At 69.7% G+C, this 17,028-nt stretch carries 15 protein-coding genes; 10 read left to right on the plus strand and 5 right to left on the minus strand.

Going from position 1 to position 17,028, the window contains the following annotated elements; translation table 11 throughout:
• Positions 1 to 425 (minus strand): DUF1989 domain-containing protein (locus ACTWQR_RS53240; RefSeq protein ID WP_443234589.1); only part of this gene is annotated, 425 nt, incomplete at its 3' end.
• A gap of 175 nt (positions 426 to 600) precedes the next feature.
• On the opposite strand from ACTWQR_RS53240, the gene ACTWQR_RS53245 reads away from it, so the two are divergent.
• From ACTWQR_RS53245 to ACTWQR_RS53270, 6 genes are all read left to right on the plus strand, one after another.
• A complete protein-coding gene (locus ACTWQR_RS53245) occupies positions 601 to 1,224 on the plus strand; it encodes a TetR/AcrR family transcriptional regulator (RefSeq protein ID WP_443234590.1) in 624 nt (207 codons plus the stop codon).
• 332 nt (positions 1,225 to 1,556) lie between these two features.
• Positions 1,557 to 3,173: a sensor histidine kinase gene (locus ACTWQR_RS53250; RefSeq protein ID WP_443234591.1), complete on the plus strand. Its 1,617-nt coding sequence runs from the start codon at positions 1,557 to 1,559 to the stop codon at positions 3,171 to 3,173.
• The gene (locus tag ACTWQR_RS53255; RefSeq protein ID WP_107019841.1) at positions 3,170 to 3,577 is read left to right on the plus strand and encodes a roadblock/LC7 domain-containing protein; all 408 of its coding nucleotides are present in this window, start codon (positions 3,170 to 3,172) and stop codon (positions 3,575 to 3,577) included. The genes ACTWQR_RS53250 and ACTWQR_RS53255 overlap by 4 nt, the downstream gene beginning before the upstream one ends.
• Entirely contained in the window at positions 3,574 to 3,996 is a 423-nt protein-coding gene (locus tag ACTWQR_RS53260; protein WP_443234592.1) for a DUF742 domain-containing protein, read from the plus strand. Before ACTWQR_RS53255 ends, ACTWQR_RS53260 begins: the two co-directional genes overlap by 4 nt.
• Positions 3,977 to 4,600, plus strand: coding sequence for a GTP-binding protein (locus tag ACTWQR_RS53265; protein ID WP_443234593.1), 624 nt, complete (start codon positions 3,977 to 3,979; stop codon positions 4,598 to 4,600). The genes ACTWQR_RS53260 and ACTWQR_RS53265 overlap by 20 nt, the downstream gene beginning before the upstream one ends.
• Positions 4,601 to 4,725: 125 nt before the next feature.
• On the plus strand, positions 4,726 to 6,201 hold the full coding sequence (locus tag ACTWQR_RS53270) for a cytochrome P450 (RefSeq protein ID WP_443234594.1): 1,476 nt from the start codon (positions 4,726 to 4,728) through the stop codon (positions 6,199 to 6,201).
• Between the two features lie 19 nt (positions 6,202 to 6,220).
• Here the strand turns inward: ACTWQR_RS53270 and ACTWQR_RS53275 are convergent, their stop codons facing one another.
• From ACTWQR_RS53275 to ACTWQR_RS53290, 4 genes are all read right to left on the minus strand, one after another.
• Positions 6,221 to 7,198 (minus strand): RluA family pseudouridine synthase, encoded by a 978-nt coding sequence (locus ACTWQR_RS53275; protein ID WP_443234595.1) that lies wholly within the window; start codon positions 7,196 to 7,198, stop codon positions 6,221 to 6,223.
• A gap of 63 nt (positions 7,199 to 7,261) precedes the next feature.
• Positions 7,262 to 8,824, minus strand: a complete 1,563-nt coding sequence (locus ACTWQR_RS53280; RefSeq protein ID WP_443234596.1) for an amino acid permease — start codon at positions 8,822 to 8,824, stop codon at positions 7,262 to 7,264.
• A 506-nt stretch (positions 8,825 to 9,330) separates the two neighbouring features.
• Positions 9,331 to 10,179 (minus strand): siderophore-interacting protein, encoded by an 849-nt coding sequence (locus tag ACTWQR_RS53285; RefSeq protein ID WP_443234597.1) that lies wholly within the window; start codon positions 10,177 to 10,179, stop codon positions 9,331 to 9,333.
• 226 nt (positions 10,180 to 10,405) lie between these two features.
• The gene (locus tag ACTWQR_RS53290; RefSeq protein ID WP_443234602.1) at positions 10,406 to 11,353 is read right to left on the minus strand and encodes a 5'-3' exonuclease; all 948 of its coding nucleotides are present in this window, start codon (positions 11,351 to 11,353) and stop codon (positions 10,406 to 10,408) included.
• Between the two features lie 267 nt (positions 11,354 to 11,620).
• On the opposite strand from ACTWQR_RS53290, the gene ACTWQR_RS53295 reads away from it, so the two are divergent.
• The 4 genes from ACTWQR_RS53295 to ACTWQR_RS53310 form a co-directional block, all read left to right on the plus strand.
• A complete protein-coding gene (locus tag ACTWQR_RS53295; protein ID WP_443234598.1) occupies positions 11,621 to 12,709 on the plus strand; it encodes a quaternary amine ABC transporter ATP-binding protein in 1,089 nt (362 codons plus the stop codon).
• Complete coding sequence (locus ACTWQR_RS53300; protein ID WP_443234599.1) at positions 12,702 to 15,314, plus strand: ABC transporter permease/substrate binding protein; 2,613 nt, start codon at positions 12,702 to 12,704, stop codon at positions 15,312 to 15,314. The genes ACTWQR_RS53295 and ACTWQR_RS53300 overlap by 8 nt, the downstream gene beginning before the upstream one ends.
• 214 nt (positions 15,315 to 15,528) lie before the next feature.
• A complete protein-coding gene (locus ACTWQR_RS53305; protein WP_443234600.1) occupies positions 15,529 to 16,542 on the plus strand; it encodes a hypothetical protein in 1,014 nt (337 codons plus the stop codon).
• Positions 16,543 to 16,728: 186 nt separating this feature from the next.
• A partial coding sequence (locus tag ACTWQR_RS53310; RefSeq protein WP_443234601.1) for a helix-turn-helix domain-containing protein occupies positions 16,729 to 17,028 on the plus strand: 300 nt, incomplete at its 3' end.

Below are 17,028 nucleotides of genomic sequence, written 5' to 3' on the forward strand. Positions count from 1 at the left end.
TCCGTGTTCCGTACGAGGCTGGAGGTGCCGCACAGCGCGTCGTGCCGCCCGGACGTGTCGGCGATCACCGAGGCGAGGACGCGGCCCTGGTCGGAGAGGAGCAGCTGGCCCTCCCCGAGGTAGGCGTTCCACTGGACCTTGACCGTGTCGGCGACGTTGAGGCGCTCCCACGGCCGGTCGGCGGCGAACAGGAGCAGATGCGCGCAGGCCTCGCCCTGGAGGTCGGTCAGCCGCAGCTCCGTGCCGCGGGCCAGCACCTTGTGCGTGTAGTTGCCGCCCGCCACGGTCTCCGCCCACACCAGGTGGCCCGCCTCGCAGGGCGGCGCGGGCCAGGTGCTCGCCGGGACGACCGGCATGGCTTCGGCTCGGGCGCCCTCCTGGGCGCGGGCGTGCGCTCGGGCTCCGTAAGTGGTCGCTGTCGCCATCGCGGGACCTCCGGCTCGGCAGTGGTGGGTCATCGGGGTGTGGCTGATCCTGCATTTCTGTCGCTCGACAGAAATTAGGAGCCGGGCGGGTCATCGCGGTTGCCCGCGCGTTGCGGACCGGTTACCGATCCCTCACCGAGATCGCCTCTTGGTGCGGTGTGCGAGGATCGAACGCATGGGGTCCAGCGGACGACGAGTGGGCAGGCCGCGCGCCGAGCAGCGGCCGGACAGCGGCCTCTCGCCGCGCGACGAGCTGCTCGTGGCCGCCGCGGAGCTCTTCACGACACGTGGTTACGCGGCCACGACGACCCGGGCCGTCGCCGAGCGGTCGGGCATGCGGCAGGCGTCCATGTACCACTACGTGTCCGGCAAGGAGGAACTCCTCGCGGCGCTCCTGGAGTCCACCGTCACGCCCTCGTTGACCTTCGCCCGTCAACTTCTCGCCGACGACGTCACCCCGGCCGAGGACCGGTTGTGGGACCTGTGCCGCACCGACGTCGAGCTGCTCTGCGGCGGCTCGCACAACCTCGGCGGGCTCTATCTGCTGCCCGAGGTCCGCTCGGAACGCTTCGCGGGCTTCCATGCCGTACGGGCCGAACTCAAGGACGCCTACCGGCAGTTGCTCGCCGCGACCGAGGCGGGCGGTGCGCTCGTCAAGAGTGAGCTCGAGCTGCGGACGGACCTGCTCTTCGGCCTCATCGAGGGCGTGATCCTCGTGCACCGCTCCGATCCGGAGCGGCCCGTCTCGGTGTTCGCGGAGGCCACCGCGGACGCGGCCCTGCGCATCGCCGGAATCTGAGCCGCACGCCGCACGCCGCACGCCGCACCCCGCAAGCCGGTCGGAAGCCGGGCCGAACGCGGTGCCTCGCCCCTTCTCACGAGGGGTTTCGTATGTCCATACGCGATAACGCACCGTGTTCGAATGGGACCGCAGCGTACAAATGAGGCAGCGTACTCCTGTCGCGAAGGCGATTTCAGGTGCTTGCTGAATATGACACAGCGATGATCCGGTCGGACTAAGCTCGCCCGCGGCGCACCGAGTTGAGGTGTATTCGTGCGCTTGTTCCCCAATGTTCTGAAGATCCAGTTACCTCCCCCCGACCTCCAGTCGATTTGTCTCAGAGGGCATACATGGTGAGTGTTCAATCGCCTCCCGGTGGCCGTGAAGTTCCCTACGCGCGCGTGCTGTTGCTGCCGGCCATAGTGATGGCCGCGGCGACCGGGGCCGCCGTCGCCCTGGTGACGGAGCCGGCCCGGGCCGCCGTCGGCTGGTGCGGCGCCATCGCGACGCTGCTCCTGCTCGCGACGGCCGCCGAGGCGGTCCGCCGCGGCCGTGTCATCCGTGCGGCGCGCGCCGAACACGCGCGTCGGACGGCGCTCATGGAACGGCGCATCGCCAGTCACGACGCCGAACTGGTCCACCTCCGCGAGGAACTGCTGCCCGCCGTGCTCTGGCGGGTGCGCGCGGGTGTGTCGCCCGCGGACGCGCTCCGGCGGACCGTCGACGACGACCCCGTCAACCGACAACTCCCCGCGACCCAGCGCGCGTTGCTGCTCGACGTCCTGAAGGTCGTGGACCACGAGGTGCTGCAGCGTGAGGCCGCGGCGCGTTCCTTCGTCAGCATCGCCCGGCGCGTCCAGGCCATCGTCCACCAGCAGAACAAGGAACTGCGCGAGATGGAGGAGGACCACGGGCGCAACCCCGAGGTCTTCGACGACCTGCTGCGCATCGACCACGGCACCGCGCTGATCGGCCGCCTCGCCGACTCCATCGCCGTGCTCGGCGGCGGCCGCCCGGGCCGCCAGTGGCCCAAGCCCGTACCGCTCTACAGTGTGCTGCGCGGCGGCATGTCCCGGATCCTGGAGTACCGGCGCATCGAGCTGCACTCCATCGCCAAGGTCGCGGTCGAGGGCATCCACGTCGAGCCGGTCATCCACGCGGCCGCCGAACTCCTCGACAACGCCACCCGCTATTCGCCGCCGCACACCAAGGTGCATGTCACCGCGGTCGAGGTGCAGACCGGCGTCGCCATCGAGATCGAGGACGCCGGCGTCAGCCTCAGCGAGGAGGCCCGCACGCGGGCCGAGCGGATGCTCGAGCAGGCGAAGGCCGGCCCCGACCTCAACAACCTCGGCGAGGACCCGCGGCTCGGCCTCGCCGTCGTCGGCCGTCTCATGGACATGTACAACATGCAGGTCTCCTTGCGCCAGTCCGCGTACGGCGGGGTACGCGCGGTGCTCGTCGTGCCGCGCAACATGCTCACCGAAGACCCCGCGCCCGGCCTCGCCCACGGCATCGGCGCCGCCTCCGTGCCCAAGGTCGACTTCGACGGTGTCAAAGGGCCCGAGCGCGCGGAGAAGAAGCGCCGCCCCACCACCGGACCTCGTATCCCCACGCAGGACGACGGCATGGAGGACGACGTCCCCGAGGTCACCGAGTGGACGGCCAACGGTCTGCCGCAGCGCCGCAGCCGGATGAAGATCCCGTACAGCCAGCGGGTGCGCGAGGCCGTCGCGGCCGAGAGGGAAGCCGAGGAAGCGCGACGGGAGGGCCGGCCCGTCATCGACTGGACCCGGTCGTCCACGCAGCAGCCCGCCCCGAAGAAGAAGGAAGAGAAGGAACCCGGGCTGTGGGTCGACGCGTTCATGGCCGGCCTCAAGGGCGGAGACGAAGACCAGCAGCAGACACCCGGAGCGACGAACAGCCCGGCCGGCACGGAGGCCGACGACGAGGGGGACCTCAAGTGATCCAGCAGCGAGCCAACTTCGACTGGATGCTCAAGGAGCTGTCCGACGGGGTGTACGGGACCCGGCAGGTCGTCGTGCTCTCCGCCGACGGTCTGCGCATCGCCCGGTACGGAGGTGACCCCGACGCCGCCGACCGCATCGCCGCGGCCTGCGCCGGACTGCAGAGCCTGGCCGGGGCCGTCGCCACGGAGATCCCCGACACCGACGGCAAGATGCGCATGGTGATCATCGAGATGGAGGGCGGCTACTTCTACATGATGGCCGCCGGCCCGAACGCCTATCTCGCCGTGCTGGCGGAGGCGCATGTGGACGCCGGGCTGATGAGTGCCCGCATGCGCGACCTCGTCGTACGGATCGGTGCTCACCTCACGAGTCCGCCCCGGCGGAACGGGCAGACCGTATGACTCCTCCGCAACGACGACGGCGCTTCCCGAAGGAGGCGCCGGAGAAAAATCCTCCACCCCCTGCGGAAGGGCAGGGCGGGAAGGGCCAGGGGGTTGAACCGGAGCGGCTGTACGTCGTCACCGGCCAGGTCGAGGGCGGCGACCGTGCCGAGCTCGACCTGGTGACCTTAATCGTGGCGGACGCCGACGTGCCGCCCACCGCCCAGCCGGAACAGTCGGCGCTGCTCCGGCTCTGCAGGGCACCCATGTCCGTGGCCGAACTCTCGGCCTATCTCAATCTGCCGTTCAGCGTGGTGACCGTACTGCTGACCGAGCTGCTGACGGCTGAACTGGTACAGGCGCGCGCCCCGATCGTCCGCGCGGAGCTGCCCGACCGTTCCCTCCTCGAAGCGGTGATGCATGGACTTCAAAAACTCTGACACGATCACGGGGCCTCGCGCCGAGGACCACCTCCCGCACACGGCCACAGCCGCGGTGAAGATCGTGATCGTGGGCGGTTTCGGGGTCGGCAAGACGACGATGGTCGGCTCCGTCAGCGAGATCAGGCCGCTGACCACCGAAGAGACCATGACGCAGGCCGGCATCGGTGTCGACGACAACTACGGCTCGGACACCAAGACGGCCACCACCGTCGCGATGGACTTCGGCCGCATCAGCATCACCGAGCAGCTGGTGCTGTATCTGTTCGGGACTCCCGGCCAGGAACGCTTCTGGTTCCTGTGGAACGGCCTGTTCGAGGGCGCCCTGGGCGCGGTCGTCCTGATCGACACCCGGCGCCTGGAAGTCAGCTTCGACGTCATCGGACGCCTGGAGGAGCGCGGAGTCCCGTTCGTCGTCGCCGTCAACGACTTCCCGGACGCGCCCCGTTACCCCATGGAGGACCTGCGCGCGGCGCTCGACCTGTCCGAGGAGATCCCCATGGTGAAGTGCGACGCGCGCCGCAGGGCCTCCAGCCGGGACGTCCTGATGACCCTGATGCGCTTCCTGCACTCGATCGCCATGGCGTCGTCGGCGAAGGCCTGACCCGACCTCTACACCTCGATCCCAGCCGTGTACGTACCACCGCACCTACCAGGACACCGGACCGTTCAAGGCCCCGGACCGACTCCCACGACCCCGGAACCCCTTCAGCTTCGAAAGCGACCACCGTGACGCCTGAATCCCACTCCCGAACCGGCACGGACGACCTCATGTCCGGGCCGCCGCCGAGCTGCCCCGCCCACGGTACGGGCCCCGGCGGACTGCGACGCCTGTACGGACCCGAGGCCGAGGACCTCCAGGGCCTGTACGAGAAACTCCGTGCCGAACACGGAGCCGTCGCACCCGTGTTGCTCCACAACGACGTGCCCTTCTGGATGGTGCTCGGGCACGGCGAGAACCTCCACATGATCAGCAACCCCGCGCTGTACACCCGCGACAGCCGCACCTGGAGCGCCGTCCGGGACGGCACCGCGGGGCCCGACCACCCGCTCATGCCACTCATCGCCTGGCAGCCCATCTGCTCCATGGCCGAGGGCGACGAACACCAGCGGCTGCGCGGTGCGGTCATGGGCGCCATGACGACCATCAACACCCGTGACCTCCGCCGCTACATCAACCACTGGACCCAGGAGCTGGTCAACCAGTTCTGCGAGCGGGGCACCGCCGACCTGGTCTCCCAGTTCGCCGAGCAGCTGCCGATGGCGGTGCTCTGCGAGGTCCTCGGCATGCCCGAGGAGTACGACAACCGCCTGGTGCACGCCGCCCGCGACCTGCTCAAGGGCACCGAGACGGCGATCGCAAGCAACGAGTACGTCATGAGCGTCCTGATGCGGCTCACCGTCCGCCGCCGGGCCGAGCCCGAGGAGGACTTCACCAGCCACCTCATCAACCACCCGGCCGGGCTCAACGACGACGAGGTCGGCCAGCACCTTCGTCTCGTCCTGCTCGCCGCGTACGAGGCCACGGCGAACCTCCTCGCCAACGTGCTGCGGGTGGTCCTCACCGACCCGGGCTTCCGCGCCCAGCTCAACGGCGGCCAGATGACGGTGCCCATGGCGGTCGAGCAGTCCCTGTGGGACGAGCCGCCGTTCAGTGCCGTGCTCGGCTACTTCGCCAAGCAGGACACGGAGTTGGGCGGTCAGCGGATCCGCAAGGGCGACGGACTGTTCCTGGGGATCGCGCCGGGCAACGTCGACCCGCACGTCCGCCCGGACCTCAAGGCGAACATGCGGGGCAACCGCTCGCACCTCGCCTTCGGCGGCGGCCCGCACGAGTGCCCGGGCCAGGACATCGGCCGTGCCATCGCCGACGTCGGCGTCGACGCGCTCCTCATGCGGCTGCCGGACATCGAACTCGCCGTCGAGGAGCACGAGTTGCGGTGGACCGCGTCGATCTCCTCGCGCCATCTGGTGGAACTCCCGGTGAGGTTCCGGTCGGCGTCGCCGCAGGCCGTCATGGAGCGGCCCGGGGTGCGGACGGTGCCACAGCAGCGCCCGGACTGGGAGATCTCCACGCCGACCCCGAGGCCGTCCCCGACGTCCCCGGCCCCGGCCCTCGAACCGGAGCCCTCGGCCCCGGCGCCCGAACCCGTACACCGCCTCGGCGCCTGGCGGCGCCTCGTTCGCTGGTGGCGCGGCTACTGACCGAGCCGGTCGACGATGGTCACCGGTCGGCCCAGTCGTCGTACGCCGACCACGCCTGGAGCGTCCGTCCGCTCACGAAGGAATGCTCCCGCCCCGTGACCGGATCGGTGAACTCCAGCACCCGCGCCAGCAGTTGGAGCGGGCGCCGGAAGTCACCGGCCGGCACAGGGCCGGTCACCACCGGGTACAGCGGATCGCCGAGGATCGGCACGCCCAACGCGTTCATGTGAACCCGCAGTTGGTGGGTCTGGCCGGTGCTGGGAAGCAGCCGATAGCGCGCTCTGCCCCCGTCCCCGTTTCCGGCCGCGCCTCTGTCCCCGTCCCGGTGCTCGACCAGCTCGATCCGGCTCACGGCGTTCGGCTCGCCCGGCACCTCCCGGGCGGCCATGACACCCCGCTCCTTCTCGATCCGGCTGCGGACGGTACGCGGCAGCTCCAGCGACTCCCGGTACGGAGCCACCGCCTCGTACTCCTTGCGTACGAGGCGGTCGCGGAACAGCGACTGGTACGCGCCCCGCTCCTCGGGCCGCACCGTGAACAGCACGAGCCCGGCGGTGAGCCGGTCGAGCCGGTGAGCGGCCCCGAGCGCCGGGATCCCCAGCTTCCGCCGCAGCCTTGCCAGGGCCGTCTGGGCGACATGGCTGCCACGCGGCGTCGTGGCGAGGAAGTGCGGCTTGTCGGCCACGACGATGTGCTCGTCGCGGTAGACGATCTCCAGCGGGAACGGCACCCGCGCCTCGGCGGGCAGCTCCCGGTGGAACCACACGAACATCCCCGGCACGTACACCGCGTCGGACGCCACGGGCAGCCCGTCGGCCCCGACGATCAGCCCCGCGTCGAGCATCCCGTCGATCACTCCGGCTCCCGCCGCGAGCCGCTCGACCAGATGCTCCCGTACGGTGCCCCACGCACCCTCGACGGGCAGCCGCACCCGCACCGGATCCACCCCGTCGCGCTGCGGCAGGGGAGAGGGTGGAATCCGGGGCTTGCGTCTCACCTGGTCAAGCGTACGCAGGGCGCCGCGGGCCAGGCGTACGGGGAGCTTCCCACTCGGGCGTACTCAGGCGTACGCGGGAGCCTCTTCCGCGACCGTCGCCCGCGCCTTGTACACCCGGTACGCGGCGCCCAGGACGAGGGTGATCGCCAGGAACAGCACGGTGAACCATTGGAAGTACCAGTGCCCGCCCGCCGGGTCGTACACGTCGGCCCGTGGCCAGGCCAGGTTGACCGACATGAACAGGCCGTAGAGCAGGGCGAGCGCGTTGACGGGGACGCCCCAGCGGCCCAGGGAGAACAGGGGGCGGCCCTCTTCGTCGACGCCGTCCGTTCCGTCCGTTCCGTCGGTACCGGGGAACTGTCCGCGCAGTCGCTTCACGAGCAGCGGCCCGATGACCATCGCGTACGCCAGGTACAGCATCACGATGCACGTGGTGCCGATGGCCAGGAAAGCCTCCGGCGAGGCGAAATTGAGGAGCAGCAGAGCGGCGGCGAGGACGCCGACGACGACCGCGGGGGCGGTCGGCATACCGGTGCGCGGGTTGACCTTCGCGAGCCGTCCCGAGAACGGCAGCTGTCCGTCGCGGGCCATGGAGAACAGCATCCGGCAGGCCGCCGTCTGGATGGCGAGGACGGCCACCGCGATGGCGACCACCACGTCGGCGAGCAGTGCCCGGCCGACGCCGTCGCCCAGGCTGCTGGTCAGGACGTAACTCAGTCCCTCGACGCCGAGCCGGCCGTCGGTGAGGCTGGGTGCGGCGAGCAGGCCGGCGAGGATGATCAGCCCGCCGAGCAGGCCCGCGGCGCCGAGCGCGGTGAGGATGGTGCGGGGCGCGACACGCCGCGGATTGCGTGTCTCCTCGCTCATCTCGCCCGCGCTGTCGAAGCCGATCATCACGTACGCCGCCGCGAACGAACCCACCAGCAGCGCCCCGAGTAGGCCCGACTGGGCGGCCGTACCGGTGTGGAAGGTGATGCCGGGGGAGCGCTCGGAATGGGTCAGCAGCAGCACGATGATCAGGACGGCGCCGATGATCTCCGCGGTGACGCCGACGCGGTTGATCAGCGACATCACGCGGTTGTCGATGACGTTCACGAAGGTCGTCAGGACCAGCAGGATCACGCCGAAGACCGCCGCGTTGGCCGCGCCACTCGCGGAGGTGGGCGTCGGGTCGTCGCCGATCAGCTGGAAGCCGGACCAGATCGCCGGCAGCACCATCTGCAGCGCGAGCGCCGCCGCCGCGACCACCACGATCTGCCCGATCACCATGATCCAGCCGGCGAACCAGCCGAAGGTGAGGTTGGAGAGCCGGGACGACCACTGGTAGATGGCGCCGGAGATCGGATAGCGCGCGGCCAGCTCCGCGAAGCACGCGGCGACCAGCAACTGGCCGACCAGCACGGCCGGCCAGGTCCAGAAGAAGACCGGCCCGCCGAACGCGTAGCCGAACGCGAAGAACTGGAAGACGGTCGTCAGGACGGAGATGAAGGAGAAACCGGCGGCGAACGAGGCGTACCGGCCGAGGCTGCGATGCAGCTCCTGGCGGTAGCCGAACTCCGTGAGGGAGCGGTCGTCGGAGGACTCCGGTGGGTCGGGGCGGACGTCGGATGGGGCGGTCGTCGTCACTGCGGCACCTGCCTTCGGCACAGGGAGCGGAGCCAGGGAAGCGAATTCCTGTCGGGCGACAGAAATTAGGGATCGCCTGTTTCGCCCGCGTGTCGCACCGGTGTCCGCTGCGGGCCGAAGTCCTCACGCCCTTGCGGCGGGCCACTCAATCGAGATCAATCGTGTGTATTGACGCGCCGAAGACGGTGACGAGAAGTTGGGCCGCGACGACGAGCACGGCCAGCCCGCGCAGCCCGCGGCTCCGCCCCTGCCGACCCGCACGTTTTCAGGGCGTACCAACGCTCGGTCCAGAGGGTGCCTGTGGTCGTTGGTCGCGTACTTCCCCGCGTCGGCGCGCTTGCCAGTAGGCCCTGACGGGACGCCGTGGCCCCACCCCGTCGGGGGCGCGGGGAACTGCGCGACCAGCCCCCCACCGGCCCGCAGCCTCCGTACCGGCCTCCAGCGGAGCGGGCCCGTACCGGCCTCCAGCGGAGCGGCCCGTACCGCCCTCCCGCGGAGGAGACCGTTCAGGAGGTCGTCGGCGAGGCGGCCTCCTGCTCGGCCTCCACCTGTGCGTTCCAGTCCCGCTTGGCCGCCTGCCACCCGTCCTCGTTGTGGCCGAGCCGCCAGTAGCCGGAGATGGACAGGTCCTCACGCGGAATCTGCAGTTCGACGCGCAGCAGTCGTCGCAGGTCCTTCACGAAGCCGGCCTCGCCGTGCACGAACGCGTGCACCCGCCCCGCCGGGAACTCGAGGCCACGCACGGCCTCGACCAGCGCCTCGCCGATCGGTCGGTCACCCCGGTGCAGCCAGACGACGTCCACGTCGGAGGCGATCTTCTGCTCTTCTTCCGGCCCCGACACCTCCACGAACGCGCGCGCCACGGCCCCGTCGGGCAGCGACTCCAGCGACGCGGCGATCGTGGGCAGCGCGCTCTCGTCACCGGCCAGCAGATGCCAGTCCGCCTCGGGGTCGGGGGCGTACGCTCCGCCGGGGCCGAGGAACCGTATGATCTCGCCGGCCTGGACCCGCATGGCCCACGGCCCGGCGAGCCCCTCGTCGCCGTGGATCACGAAGTCGAGCGTCAGCTCGCGTAGTTCCGGGTCCCAGGCGCGCACCGTGTACGTCCGCGTCACGGGCCACTGCTCGCGCGGGAACTCCTCGCGGATCCTGGCCATGTCGAAGGGCTCCGGGTAGGTCACGCCCTCGGCCGCGAACAGCAGCTTCACGTAGTGGTCGGTGCTGGTGCCCACGACGAACTCGGCGAGGCCCTCGCCGCCGAGTACCACGCGCTGCATATGGGGAGTCAGCCGCTCCGTGCGGATGACCTCCGCGAAGTGAGGCTTGGGGACCCTGCGTGCCGGACGCTCTGCCATAACGGCCTCCCGAATAAGTTCGCTAAGGCTTACCTAAGTTAGCACCTCCCCCTGGTTAAAGCCCCTTGCTCGAAGAGCCTTGGACCTCTCCAGATGAAAACTTGGAGTGCCGATGACCATCCCACAAGCAACTGAGAATCTCCCCAGAAGAAGCCGAGGGCCACTACAGGACGAGTTCACGCGACCTTCAGGACGGCAGTATCGCCCTCAAGACCCCGGTGTTCCCTCAGGACCCCAGCGTTGACAGCAGCCGCTTCAGCGAGCCGCCCAGACCCCAGCGCGCCGCGAGCACGTCCAGGGCCGCCGGATCGCGCGGCGCGTGCGGCAGCGCGGTGGCCACATCCGGCAGCGGTACGTCTCCGGCCACCCGGACGACCGTGGGCGCGACGGCGAGATACGGCCGCGACTCGTCGAGGCGCTTGCGCTGCGACGGCGTGAGCTTGGCCCTCGGGTCATCGACCGCCGCCATGATCCCGGCCAGGTCGCCGAACTCGGCCAGCAGCTTGGCCGCGGTCTTCTCGCCGATGCCGGGCACCCCCGGCAGTCCGTCGCTCGGGTCGCCGCGCAGCAGCGCCAGATCCGCGTACCCAGGCCCGTCGACTCCATACTTCTCGCGCAGCCACGCCTCGTCGGTGACCTGGAGCGAGCCCACGCCCTTGAGTGGGTACAGCACGCGCACCTCGCGCTTGTCGTCGACCAGTTGGTACAGGTCGCGGTCGCCGGTGACGATGTCGACCGGGCCGGTGGCGCGGCCGGCGAACGTGCCGATCACGTCGTCCGCCTCGTACCCCTCGACGCCCACGCGCGCGATGCCCAGCGCGTCCAGGACTGCTTCGATGACCGGTACTTGGGGCGAGAGGGTGTCGGGCACTTCCTCCTCGTCCGGCCCGACCTCGGTCTCCTCGGCGACGCGGTGCGCCTTGTAGGAGGGGATCAGATCGACCCGCCACTGTGGCCGCCAGTCGGCGTCCATGCAGGCCACGAGGTCGTCCGGGCGGTGGTCCCGGACCAGTCGGTCGATGAATTCGAGCAGGCCGCGCACGGCGTTCACCGGCGTGCCGTCCGGGGCCTTCACTGATTCCGGGACGCCGAAATAGGCGCGGAAATACAAGGAGGCCGTGTCGAGGAGCATGATTCGGCGAGGCTGCTGCGTCTGCTGCGTCACGCCTCGCATCATGCCGTACGCCACTGACAGTCACCGTTCGGCGCGGACAGTGGGTACCTGCGGGCCTTCTACAGGCCGCAGGTAAACGCCCTGTGAACTGGCGCACTTCCGAGTTTGCTGCCCATGAGCGCGGGCAGGCGCCGATTCGGAGCGAACCCGGTCGTGTTTTCAACCACACCTGACAAATGCGAGCCGGAGAAGCGGGCGGAACCCGCGTCGCTCCACGGCCCGCCGACGGGGGAGGCGGGCCGTCTTCGTACGACCCGAGAGGTACCTGTGTCATCCAGGCTGCAAGCCGAGCGGCTCTACAAAGTGTTCGGCAGACGACCCGACGAGGCGGTCGAGCGGCTCCGCGAGGGAGCCGGCCGCGAGGAACTCCGCGCCGACGGCACCACAGCCGCGGTGATCGACGCCTCCTTCGAGGTCGAACCCGGCCAGATCTTCGTCGTCATGGGGTTGTCCGGCTCCGGCAAGTCCACGCTGCTGCGCATGCTCAACGGGCTGCTGGAGCCGACCGCCGGACACGTCCGCTTCGACGGCCAGGACCTGACCGCGCTGAGCGACCGTGAGCTGCGCGAGGTCCGCTCCAAGAAGATCAGCATGGTCTTCCAGCACTTCGCCCTCTTCCCGCACCGCAGCGTCCTGGAGAACGCCGCGTACGGCCTGGAGGTGCAGGGCGTGCCGCGCGCCGAGCGGGCGGAGCGCGCCACCAAGGCGCTCGTGCTGGCCGGCCTCGCGGGCTGGGAGAAGTCCTGGCCCGACGAGCTGTCCGGCGGCATGCAGCAGCGCGTGGGCCTCGCCAGGGCGCTCGCCACCGACGCCGACCTGCTTCTCATGGACGAGTCCTTCAGCGCGCTCGACCCGCTGATCCGGCGCGACATGCAGGACCAGCTGATCGAGCTCCAGAAGAAGCTCAAGAAGACCATCGTCTTCATCACCCACGACCTCAACGAGGCCATGCGCCTGGGCGACCGCATCGCCGTCATGCGGGACGGCCGCATCGTTCAGATCGGCACCGCCGAGGACATCCTGGTCCGCCCCGCAAACGATTACGTCGCCTCCTTCACACAGGACGTCGACCGCTCCCGGGTCCTCACCGCGGCCTCCGTCATGGACACGGAGCTGCGTGGCGACGAGGCGGACTGCGGCTGCGAGACCGCCAGGCCGGACTCGTCGTTCGGCGAGCTGTGCGCCATCAGCGCCCGCCTCACGCACCCCGTCGCGGTCGTCGACAAGAAGGGCAAGCTGGTCGGTGTCGTGCCCCGGCGGCGGCTCGTCGGCTTTCTCGGCGACGAGCAGGGCGAACCCGAGCCGTGCGACGCGCCCCGCGACAAGGTTGTCAAGGCGGTGAAGACCGGTGCCTAGGATCCCCTTCGGCGACTGGGTCAACGACGCGGTCGACTGGCTGCTCGAACACATGTCGTGGCTCTTCGACTTCTTCAAGTCCGTCTTCCTGGGCTCCTACGACGGTATCAACGCCGTTCTCCAGGCCCCGGAACCCCTCCTCCTCGCGGGCATCTTCGCGGTGATCGCGTTCTGGCTGCGCGGCACGTCCGCCGGTGTCCTCGCCTTCGCGGGCTTCGCCTTCATCGACTCCCTCGAACTGTGGGAGGACGCGATGGACACCCTGTCGCTCGTCCTCGTGGCGACGATCATCGCGCTCGTCATCTCGGTGCCCGTCGGCATCTGGGCGGCGCGCTCCGACCGCGTCAGCGGGATCGTGCGCCCGGTGCTCGACTTCATGCAGACGCTGCCCGCGATGATCTACCTCATCCCGGCCATCCTGTTCTTCGGCACCGGCGCCCCGGCGGGCATCGTGGCCACCCTGATCTTCGCCCTGGCACCCGGCGTCCGGATGACCGAGCTGGGCATCCGCCAGGTCGACAAGGAACTGGTCGAGGCCGCCGACGCGTTCGGCACCACCCCCGGCAACACCCTGCTGCGTGTCCAACTGCCGCTGGCGCTGCCCACGGTCATGGCCGGCGTCAACCAGGTCATCATGCTGGGCCTGTCCATGGCCGCCATCGCGGGCATGGTCGGCGCCGGCGGCCTCGGCGGTGACGTGAACGAGGCCCTCGGCCAGCTGAACGTCGGCCTGGGCTCCGAGGCCGGTGTCGCCATCGTCATCCTGGCGATCTACCTGGACCGCATGACCAGTTCCCTGGGCACCCAGGTCTCGCCGCTCGGCCGCCGCGCCGTCGCCAAGCTGCGTGCCGCGCAGGGCCTGAACCTCTGGTCCTACCGGCCCCGGCCCGCCGTCGCCATGATCGGCGTCGTCGTGCTCGCGCTGGTCGCCGGCGGCATGGGCGTCTTCGGCAGCGCCGACAACAGCACCGCCACCGCCGCCGACACGAAGAACGTCGGCCAGGGCAAGAAGATCACCATCGGCTACATCCCCTGGGACGAGGGCGTCGCCTCCACCTTCCTCTGGAAGGAGATCCTGGAGGAGCGCGGCTTCCAGGTCGACACGAAGCAGATGGAGGCCGGCCCGATCTACACCTCGCTCGCCCAGGGCGACATCGACTTCCAGACGGACGCCTGGCTGCCGGTCACACACGAGCAGTACTGGAAGAAGTACGGCAAGCAGCTCGACGACCTGGGCTCCTGGTACGGCCCGACGTCCCTGGAGCTGAGCGTGCCCTCCTACATGAAGGGCATCGACTCCCTGGAGGACCTCAAGGGCAAGGCCGACGAGTTCGGCGGCAAGATCACCGGCATCGAGTCCAGCGCCGGCATGATGGGCATCCTGAAGAGCAAGGTCCTCAAGGAGTACGGCCTCGACAAGGAGTACAAGGTCGTCGACAGCTCCACGCCCGCGATGCTGGCCGAGCTGAAGCGCGCGTACGCCAAGCAGCAGCCGGTCGTCGTCACGCTCTGGTCGCCGCACTGGGCGTACAGCGACTACAAGCTGACGAAGCTCAAGGACCCCAAGGGAGCCTGGGGCAAGGGCGACGGCGTGCACACGATCGCCCGCAAGGGCTTCGCTCAGGACAACCCGGTCGTCGGCGAGTGGCTCAAGAACTTCAAGATGACCGAGAAGCAGCTCACCAGCCTCGAGTCGGAGATCAACAAGGCCGGCAAGGGCAAGCAGCCTGACGCCGTGCGGGCCTGGCTGAAGGGGAACCCCGGCGTCGTCGACAAGCTGGCCCCGGTCAAGAGCTCCACGGTCGCCGCCGAGACGAAGCGCCCGGTGGACGTCGCCTGGTTCCCGTGGGACGAGGACATCGCCGTCACCTACCTGTGGAAGAACGTCCTGGCCCGGCGCGGCTACACGCTGAACCTCAAGCAGATGGACGTCGGCCCGGTCTACACGGGCCTGGCCACCGGCGACATCGACCTCAACTTCGACGCCTGGCTGCCCTACGCCCAGGCCCAGTACTGGGACAAGCACAAGGACAACCTCACGGACCTCGGCACCTGGTACGAACCGACCTCCCTGGAAGTCTCCGTCCCCTCGTACGTGAAGGACGTCAAGTCCCTCGCGGACCTCAAGGGCAAGGCCGACACCTTCGACGGCAGGATCATCGGGATCGAGCCGGGCACCGGCGAGATGAACCTGCTCAAGACGAAGGTCCTGCCGGGCTACGGCCTGGACAAGGAGTACGAGGTCGTCGACGGCTCAACGCCCGCGATGCTCGCCGAGCTGAAACGCGCGTACGCCAAGAAGGAACCGATCGCCGTCACGCTCTGGTCCCCGCACTGGGCCTACAGCGAGTACAAGCTGACGAAGCTGGCGGACGACAAGAAGCTGTTCGGTGAGGGCAACACGATCCGCACCATCTCCAGCAAGAAGTTCCCGGACCAGTATCCGCAGCTCACCAAGTGGATCAAGAACTTCAAGATGAGCGAGGACGAACTCGGCAGCCTGGAGAGCGAGATCAAGGACCGCGGCCAGGGCAACGAGGAGGAAGCCGTCGCCGCGTGGCTGAAGGAGCACCCGGACATGGTGGAGCGGATGACTCCGCAGTAGATCCACCGCCAGCGGTAAATCCACCGCCAGTGGGGGCCCATTTCCGAAAACGGGCCCCCACGCGCGCGTGACGCCGGACACGAGGGGTGGGCCTCGCCGCGGGACCGGTCCGGTTCCCGTGTGGCGAAGCCCACCCCTCGTGGCGTATCCGTGGGCGCCGGTCGTTCGTACGCTCGACTCCGCCCCGTCGCCCGCACCTGTGAGACCCCTGTCCGTGATCGCACATCCCAAGCACCTGACCGCCCTCGCACGTCCCAAGCACCTGGCCGCCGTACTCGTGACGCTGGCGGCTGTCCTGGTCGCGCTCCTCGGGCTGCCGCACATGAACGCGCACCCCGCCTCTGCCTCCGCCGCCACCGGCCGCTTCGCCGATCTGGCCGGAGACGTACGGGATGCCGACGGACACCGGTACGCGGCGACGGACAGCACCGGCCGCACCATGGACACCGCCGAGATCACGCAGGCGCCCGACGGCCGGTATCTCGCCGTCTACCACACGACCCTCGCCGACGGCCGCTTCCACTCGGCCGTCGCCACCTCCACCGACCTGCGCACCTGGACCCGACGCCAGGACTTCGGCGCCGGCACCAGTCAGCCCGCACTCGCCGCCGACGACCAGGGCGGCTACGTCCTCGCGTACGAGCGGGATCCGGCCAATCACATCGCCGTACGCGGCTACCCGGACCTCGACGCGCTGCTCGCCGGTCGCGCCGACCGCGCGTACGACGCGCCCCGCACCCTCTCCCGCTGCGCCGAGGGCACCCCGGACATCACCTCCGCGCGCGGAGACACGGTCCAACTCACCGGCCACTACCGGGCGGACTGCGACACGGACCGCCAACTCCGGGCCACCCTCACCGGCTTCACGACCTGGCACGCCGAGCCCGACCAGCGGCTCGACCAGGCCCTTCAGACGTGGGGAACCGGCGGAAACATAGGCGACCGCTCGCTCCTGGAACTCGGCGGGAAGCGACTCGTGCTCATCGAGGGACAGCGACGGCGGAACGAATTCGGAACCTGGCGTACCTATGCATACGACCCGGGGAGCGGCCGCGCCGACCGCCTCAACCTCCGCACCCACGGCGGCAGCCGGGCCTTCGCCAACCCCTCGGCCTCCCTGATCACCGACCCCGACGGGCGTCCGGCACTTCTGGTCAGCCTGTTCATCCCGCGCGAGGAATCGGCGCCGGGCGAGTCGGGCCAGCTGATCTACTGGCGCGAACTGTGACAGCCCGCCGCTCACACCGTGCGGCAATGTTTACAGCGATGTGACGGGCGCATGAAACGGTTTGCCGGACACCCGTAGGGTGCATTCAACACATCAGGAACCCGCGAGACATGGGCGCGTCGGTAACACAGATCGCGCCGCCACCGAACCTCATGCACCGGCGACGCACAGGGGGGAGCCGAAGCGATGGACGAAAGCAAAGAGACCCTTCGGGTGGGCGCGGCAGTCCGGCGGCGGCGCCGGGCACTGGAGCTCACCCTTGCCGTCGTCGCCGAGCGCAGCGGCCTGTCGGTGCCGTTCCTCAGCCAGGTCGAGAACGAGCGGGCGCGGCCCAGCATGCGCTCCCTCGAGCGTGTCGCCGACGCCCTCGGCACCACCCGCGTCGAACTCCTCGCCGCCGCCGACCCGGCGCGCAGCGTCGACGTCGTGTGCGCCGACGACTCCGAGTTCACCCACCAGCCCAGCGTGCGCCCCCTGGTGCGCGGT

It is taken from the genome of Streptomyces sp. 2A115 (assembly GCF_052245575.1).
Taxonomy (GTDB): domain Bacteria; phylum Actinomycetota; class Actinomycetes; order Streptomycetales; family Streptomycetaceae; genus Streptomyces.